This window comes from Stenotrophomonas sp. P5_B8 (genome assembly GCF_054049855.1).
Genome location: NZ_JBFULO010000198.1, coordinates 1 through 6,840 on the forward strand (window position 1 = coordinate 1; position 6,840 = coordinate 6,840).

General features: G+C 66.1%; 6 protein-coding genes and 1 pseudogene. 6 read left to right on the forward strand and 1 reads right to left on the reverse strand.

What is annotated here, in order from left to right:
* The first annotated feature begins 87 nt into the window (after positions 1-87).
* The 6 genes from ACXJKH_RS11945 (at position 88) to ACXJKH_RS11970 (ending at position 6,377) form a co-directional block, all read left to right on the forward strand.
* Entirely contained in the window at positions 88-231 is a 144-nt protein-coding gene (locus tag ACXJKH_RS11945) for a hypothetical protein (RefSeq protein ID WP_457319600.1), read from the forward strand.
* Positions 228-407: a hypothetical protein gene (locus tag ACXJKH_RS11950; RefSeq protein ID WP_256775977.1), complete on the forward strand. Its 180-nt coding sequence runs from the start codon at positions 228-230 to the stop codon at positions 405-407. Before ACXJKH_RS11945 ends, ACXJKH_RS11950 begins: the two co-directional genes overlap by 4 nt.
* Positions 408-462: 55 nt before the next feature.
* Positions 463-1,071 carry a biliverdin-producing heme oxygenase gene (locus tag ACXJKH_RS11955; RefSeq protein WP_457319603.1) on the forward strand — a complete coding sequence of 203 codons (609 nt, stop codon included), beginning with the start codon at positions 463-465 and terminating at the stop codon, positions 1,069-1,071.
* A gap of 188 nt (positions 1,072-1,259) precedes the next feature.
* On the forward strand, positions 1,260-3,494 hold the full coding sequence (locus ACXJKH_RS11960) for an ATP-binding protein (protein WP_457319601.1): 2,235 nt from the start codon (positions 1,260-1,262) through the stop codon (positions 3,492-3,494).
* Positions 3,491-3,964, forward strand: coding sequence for a response regulator (locus tag ACXJKH_RS11965; RefSeq protein ID WP_256775979.1), 474 nt, complete (start codon positions 3,491-3,493; stop codon positions 3,962-3,964). Before ACXJKH_RS11960 ends, ACXJKH_RS11965 begins: the two co-directional genes overlap by 4 nt.
* Positions 3,957-6,377 (forward strand): PAS domain-containing protein, encoded by a 2,421-nt coding sequence (locus tag ACXJKH_RS11970; RefSeq protein ID WP_457319602.1) that lies wholly within the window; start codon positions 3,957-3,959, stop codon positions 6,375-6,377. Before ACXJKH_RS11965 ends, ACXJKH_RS11970 begins: the two co-directional genes overlap by 8 nt.
* Positions 6,378-6,622: 245 nt before the next feature.
* Here the strand turns inward: ACXJKH_RS11970 and ACXJKH_RS11975 are convergent.
* Positions 6,623-6,840 (reverse strand): annotated as a pseudogene (locus ACXJKH_RS11975) (trypsin); the annotation flags it as partial.

Sequence of the window (6,840 nt, forward strand, 5' to 3'; positions counted from 1 at the left end):
GCACTACCGGATCCATCGGCCAGATGGACGACGGCTTCACGGGGAATCTGCTGAACTGCAGCTGTCGCCCGTGAACATCGACACATCATGAACACCGCATTCAAGATCTTTCTGCTGGTCGGCGCCGTCCTGTATGGGCTGCCGGGCCTGGTGTGGTGGATAAATCACCGCCGCGCCATCCGTGCCCGGCAGGATGTGCCCGCGCTGGGCGCCGACAGGTCGCCAACGTGAGCCTCACCGCCGAACAGCGCCGCATCCTGGATGACATCAACGCCACCCGGCCGATTTCCGATGAGGACGCCAACTGGGCGGTCAATGCCGGTTACGCGGCGCAGGCCGAAGATGGCGACATCGACCTCACCCAGGAAGGGCGCAAGCGGGTCGACTCCACCCGGATCGACCCGTAAAGGCGTGCCAGCGGCCTTGATACGATAGGTGTCCGCCTTCCACTCCTTGCCCCCTGTGCCGTCATCGCAGCCCACCGTCCGTTCCGTACCCGGCGCGTCATTTACGTCACGTGCGCAACGTCTGAAGGCCGCCACCGACCAGGCCCATCGGCGCGTCGATGCGCGGATCCTGGGGATGGACATCTTCGCCAGCCGCGCGGCATTCGCCCGCTTCGTCCGTGTCCAGCATCGTCTGCATGCCGACGTGCAGGGCCTGTACGCCTGCCCGGACATCCTGCAGCGGCTGCCCAGTGTGCAGGGACGGCAACGCATTGCCCTGATCGAACGCGACCTGGCCGATCTCGCCGCAGACGCGCCCGCGGATCACACGGCAGACCCGGTCGCGGGGCCCCTGGCGTACCGGCTCGGCTGGCTTTACGTCGTGGAGGGCTCGGCACTCGGTGGCGCGGTGATCCTGAAGATGGCCGCCGGGCTGGGGCTGCACCCGCACTTTGGTGCGCGCCACCTGGCGCCTGCGCAGGAAGGTGTGGCCACGGCCTGGCGCACGTTCACCGCCGAACTCGATGCGATAGCGCTCGATGAGCGCCAGGAGGCCCTGCTGCTGCAGGGGGCCGATGCCGCATTCGAACGTGTCGCCCGGTATGTCGCCGACGCGTCCGACTGAGGCCGCAGCATTTGCGCGTGCCCTGCACGCGCCTCCGCCGTGCTGCATCGTCACCGGTTCGGCAGACCTGATATGCGAAGCTATGTGCGTCGTGTCACACCAAGAGAGAGTGACCGGTGCTCGCCGGGCAATCGATCGGCGGTGTCCTTCGAGCKGTCTAGTCACGGCAATTGGTGGGGGTCAACAGCATGTCATCCTGGAAGTCCGGCGAAAAACCCCTGGATCTCAGCGGTTGCGCCAGCGAGCCGATACGCACGCCCGGCGCCATACAGCCCTACGGCCTGATCCTCGTGCTGGAGCCGGCATCGCTGGTGGTCACTGCGCGCGCGGTCGCGCGCGAAGAGCTGCTGGAGACATTCGGCGATCCGCTCGGCCAGCCCATCGACACTGTTCTGGGCGGCGCACTGGCGCGGTGCAGGCCGGCCCTGCAAGCCATCGCACAGGACACCTCGCAGTTCCTCGGCGCCCACGCGATCGGCGGGCACGGCGCGCATCATGTGCAGGCCCACCGCGTGGGCGACACCCTCATCGTCGAACTCGAAGCGCCGGTGCCCGGTGAGCCGGGCTCGCTGGAGGATCTGTATCCCTCGATCCGCCACTTCATGGGCGCGATCGAGCGCGCGGCCACGTTGGCCGAACTGTGCGATCTCGCCGCCGCGCAGGTCCGCGAGCTCACCGGCCTGGACCGCGTGCTGGTGTATCGCTTTGACGAAGAGTGGAATGGCGCGGTCATTGCCGAAGACAGGAACGACGCACTGCCCAGCTACCTGGACCTGCGCTTCCCCGAGTCGGATATCCCCGCCCAGGCACGCGAGCTGTACCGGCAGAACCGGGTCCGGCTGATTGCCGACAGCCATTACCAGCCCGTGCCGCTGGTCCGCAGCGCCGCCCTGGCCGATTCCCCGCCCACCGACCTCAGTCCGGTTTCGCTGCGCAGCGTGTCCCCCGTGCACCTGCAGTACATGCGCAACATGGGCACCGGCGCGTCGATGTCGGTGTCGCTGCTGCGCGAAGGCCAGTTGTGGGGGCTGATCTCCTGCCACAACCGGACCCCACGGCGGGTGCCCTATCACGTGCGCACCGCCTGTGAATTCATCGGCCAGATCCTCTCCCTCCAGATCGCGTTGAAAGAACGCGCGTTGGGCGTGGAACAACGCATCGCGCGCCGGGCCATCCAGGTGCGGCTGCTCGCACGCATGGCCGGCGACCAGGATTTCATGGCCGCGCTCGGTCGCGACCAGCGCAGCCTGCTGGCGCTGACCGAGTCGTCCGGCGCGGCGATCGTGCACCGGGGCGAGTGCATCCTGCATGGCGACTGCCCCAGCCAGGCACAGGTGATGCACCTGGTGCAGTGGCTGGCCGCGCAGCAGCGCGAAGGCGATCTGTTCTGTACCGAACGCCTGCCGTCCCTGTGGACGGATGCCGATGCCTTCGCCGACGTCGCCAGCGGCGTACTGGCCATTTCCATTTCGCAGGTGCATGACAGCTACGTGCTGTGGTTCCGCCCCGAGGTCATCCGTACCGTGCGCTGGGGCGGCGACCCGCGCAAGGAAGCGACCGTCGCGCTTACCCCGCGCACGTCCTTTGAAGGCTGGAAGGAAACGGTGCGCCGGCAGTCATCGCCCTGGAACGCGGTCGATCGCGATGCCGCGCTGGAACTGCGCGCGGCCATCGTGGACATCGTGCTGCGCAAGGCCGAGGAAATGGCCGCGCTCAACGAGCAGCTCCTGCGCAGCAACAAGGAGCTGGAAGCCTTCTCCTACTCGGTCAGCCATGACCTGCGCGCACCGTTCCGCCACATCGTGGGCTATTCGGAATTGCTCTGGGCCTCGGCCAGCGACAGATTGAACGATTCAGAAAAGAGATTTCTCGACACCATCGTCGAGTCTGCACAATCTGCGGGAACACTGGTGGATGACCTGCTCAGCTTCTCGCAGATGGGCCGGTCGACGATGGGCCAGATTTCCATGGACATGACCGCCCTGGTCGAGGATGTCCGGCACAAGCTGGACATGGAATATGCCGGACGCTCCATCCAGTGGGCGGTGCCGCCGCTGCCGCGTGTCCAGGCCGACCCCGGCATGCTGCGGCTGGTCTGGCAGAACCTGCTGGCCAACGCGATCAAATTCACCCGCGACACGCCCCAGCCGGTCATCGAGGTGGGGCATCAGCGCACCGACACCGAAGAGGTGTTCTTCGTCCGCGACAATGGCTGCGGGTTCGACATGCGCTACGTGGACAAACTCTTCGGCGTGTTCCAGCGCCTGCACCATTCAGACGAATACGAAGGCACCGGCATCGGCCTGGCCAACGTGCACCGCATCATCACCCGCCACGGCGGCCGCACCTGGGCCGAAGGCGAGGTAGGCGTCGGGGCGACATTCTTCTTCACCATCCCCTTCGCTACTGGAGACAAAGTATGAGAGATCTGCGACCGATCCTGCTCGTGGAAGACAACCCGAAAGACGCTGAACTGACCATGGCCGCCCTCGCCCGCTGCCAGCTGCTGAATGACGTCACCCATGTGCGTGACGGCGTGGAAGCGCTTGAGTACCTGCGTTGCCAGGGCCGCTACGCGGGCGCCATGCATGGCGGCCCGGTGGTGGTACTGCTGGACCTGAAACTGCCCAAGCTCAATGGGCTGGACGTGCTCCGTGAAATACGTACAGACGCCGCGCTGAGCAGCACGCCGGTGGTGATGCTGACCTCCTCGCGCGAAGAACAGGACCTGATCCGCAGCTACGAGCTGGGCGTGAACGCCTTCGTGGTCAAGCCGGTGGACTTCAAGGAGTTCCTGGAGGCCATCCAGGGCCTGGGCATGTTCTGGGGCATCACCAATCAACCACCGCCGCACGGGACCCTGTTCGGCGCCAAGAGCAGAAAAGATGGCTGAAGCAGCACCAGGCACGCCAATCCGCATCCTGATGGTCGAGGACAATGCGCTGGATGCCGAACTCATCACACTGCAGCTGGGCCGCGCCGGGCTGCCCTTTGCCGTTGAACGCACCTGGTCCCACCAGGGAATGCTCGATGCCCTGCGCGGCGGTGCGTTCGACGTCATCCTGGCCGACCATGTACTGCCCGGCTTCGACGGCGACGCCGCGCTGGCGCTGGCGTGCGAGGTCGCCCCGGAAATCCCCTTCATCTTCGTCTCCGGCACCCTGACCGAAGAACTCGCGGTCCAGGCGCTCAGGCGCGGTGCCCGCGACTATGTGGTCAAGTCGCGGCTGCAGCGGCTGCCCGATGCCATCGTCCGCGCCATCGGCGAGGCCCAGGAGCGACGCCGGCTGGCCCGCGTGGAGGCCGAGCTGCACGACAGCCACCAGCGGCTGCGGTTGATCACCGATTCGCTGCCGGCGCTGATCGCCTATTTCGGTCAGGACCACCGTTACCGGTTCGCCAACCAGGCCTATTTCGAATGGCACGGGCGCGACCCGGAAAGCCTGATCGGCATGCACGCGCGCGAGATCGTCGGCGATGAGGCGTTCGCGCAGATGCAGCAGCACCTGGACAAGGTGCTGCTGGGCCAGAAGGTCAGCTTCGAAACGCTGTCCCACCGCAACGGCGCCACGCCGCGCTATGCCCAGGTCGACTGCGTGCCCGAGCTCACCGCCGACGGCACGGTCATGGGGTACTACGCCATGGCCCGCGACATCAGCGAATTGAAGCAGGCGCAGTCGTTGCTGAAAGCCAGCAACGAATCGCTTGAGCGCCAGGTCGACGAGCGCACCTCGGCCCTGCACCGCAGCGAAAGCCGGCTGCAGGCGCTGTTCGAGTCCAGCTTCCAGCACCAGAATCTGCTGACCCTGGATGGCCGCATCATCGACACCAACTCCGCCTCGCTGGCCGCCATCCTGGCGACCAAGCAGGAGGTGCGCGGTGCGGTCTACTGCGAATCGGCGTGGTTTGCCGATACCGAGGGCGTACCGGCGATCGTCTGCCAGGCGGTGCTTGAGGCCGCCGCAGGGGTGGCCTCCCGGCATGAGCTGGAGCTGCGCCTGCCCACCGGCATGCGGGCCTTCGAATTTTCCTTCCGGCCGCTGCTGGACCACCAGGGCAAGGTCACCGCCGTGGTATCCGAAGCGGTGGAGACCACCGCGCGCCGCCAGGCCGAGGAAGCCCTCCGCCAGAGCCAGAAGATCGAGGCCGTCGGCCAGCTCACCGGCGGCATCGCCCACGATTTCAACAATATCCTGACCGTGATCGCCGGCAACGTGGAGTATGCCCAGCTGCTGATCGACCGGCTCGGCGACAGCGCCGGCAATGCCGCGCACTCGCTGGACAACGCACTCAAAGGCGTGATGCGTGCGGCCAACGTCACCCAGCGATTGCTCGCCTTCTCGCGTCGGCAGCCGCTGCGCAATCTGCCGGTGGACCTCAACGCGCAGGTCAGCGACATGCAGGACATGCTCAAGCGTTCGCTCGGCGAACTGGTGCAACTGGAAATGCTGCACAGCCCGGACATCTGGTGCGTGGAGATCGACCCGAGCCAGCTGGAGGCCTCGGTGCTCAACCTGGCCGTCAACGCGCGCGACGCGATGCCCGAGGGAGGACGGCTCACCATCGAGGTGGACAACGCCCATCTGGATGACGATTTCAGCAACCAGAACCCCGATGTGCCGCCGGGCCACTACGCGATGGTGCGCGTGCGCGACAGCGGCCACGGCATGTCCGCCGAAACCAGGGCGCGCGTGTTCGAACCGTTCTTCACCACCAAGGAAGTGGGCCGCGGCACCGGCCTGGGATTGTCGATGGTGTACGGGTTCGTCAAGCAGTCCGGTGGTCACGTGCTGCTCGATTCCGCACCTGGCATCGGCACCACCATCACCATGCTGTTCCCGCGTTCGTCGGCGCCGCTGCCGCATGATCGGCCGCTCGGCGAACCGCGACAGGGACTCTACGAGGTCCTGGAGGACACCACGATCCTGGTCGCCGAAGACAACGACGATGTCCGCGCCTACACCGTGGAAACCCTGCGCCAGCTCGGTTACCGCGTGCTGGAAGCGCATGACGGCCCCTCTGCCATGCGACTTCTGGAGCGTACCGATGTCAGCGTGGACCTGTTGTTCTCGGACATCGTGATGCCCGGCATGTCCGGGTGGGAGCTGGCCAAACGGGCGTTGGCGCGAAATCCCGGCCTGCATGTGCTGTTCACCTCCGGCTACCCGCGCGACCTCGATGCCAGCGGTGCGCTTGGCCGGAACATTGCGATCCTGGCCAAGCCGTTCACCCGGAGCGACCTGGCCGGATCGATCCAGACCGCATTGCAGGAGGACCCGGCCGGGTCCCTCGCTGACGCGCCATGACAAGGCGTTTGACGGGGTACGGCTCATCCCGTCCGGTGGCGGTTACGCGCGTGGCGGAAGCTTCAGCAGCGCTCTGGTGCGCGCGACGGTGTGAATGTTGCGGTGTCGACATGGAAGGCATCCTTGCTTTCGCAGGGTGATGGGGCAAGTGACCTGCAGGAAAGCGATTGCACCCAGCGAACGTCTTTGGTCTGTACCGCAGGATGGCCGCCAGTGCGCTTCACTGCCGGCATCGCGTAACGCGGTCAGTGGGCCGATCCGGATTCGCCAGAAAGTACACCCTCAATCCACCCGCGGTAGTAGCTCAAACGCACGTTGCAGCTGATCTGCCCATAACGCCCGGGCCAGGCCGTCAGCACATTGCCCTCCACGAATTTCCATGAGGCCAGCCCCGCCAGCACCCAATGGCCGCCGTCCTGCACAAGCACGGGACCGCCACTGTCCCCGTTGCCCAGCACGCCTT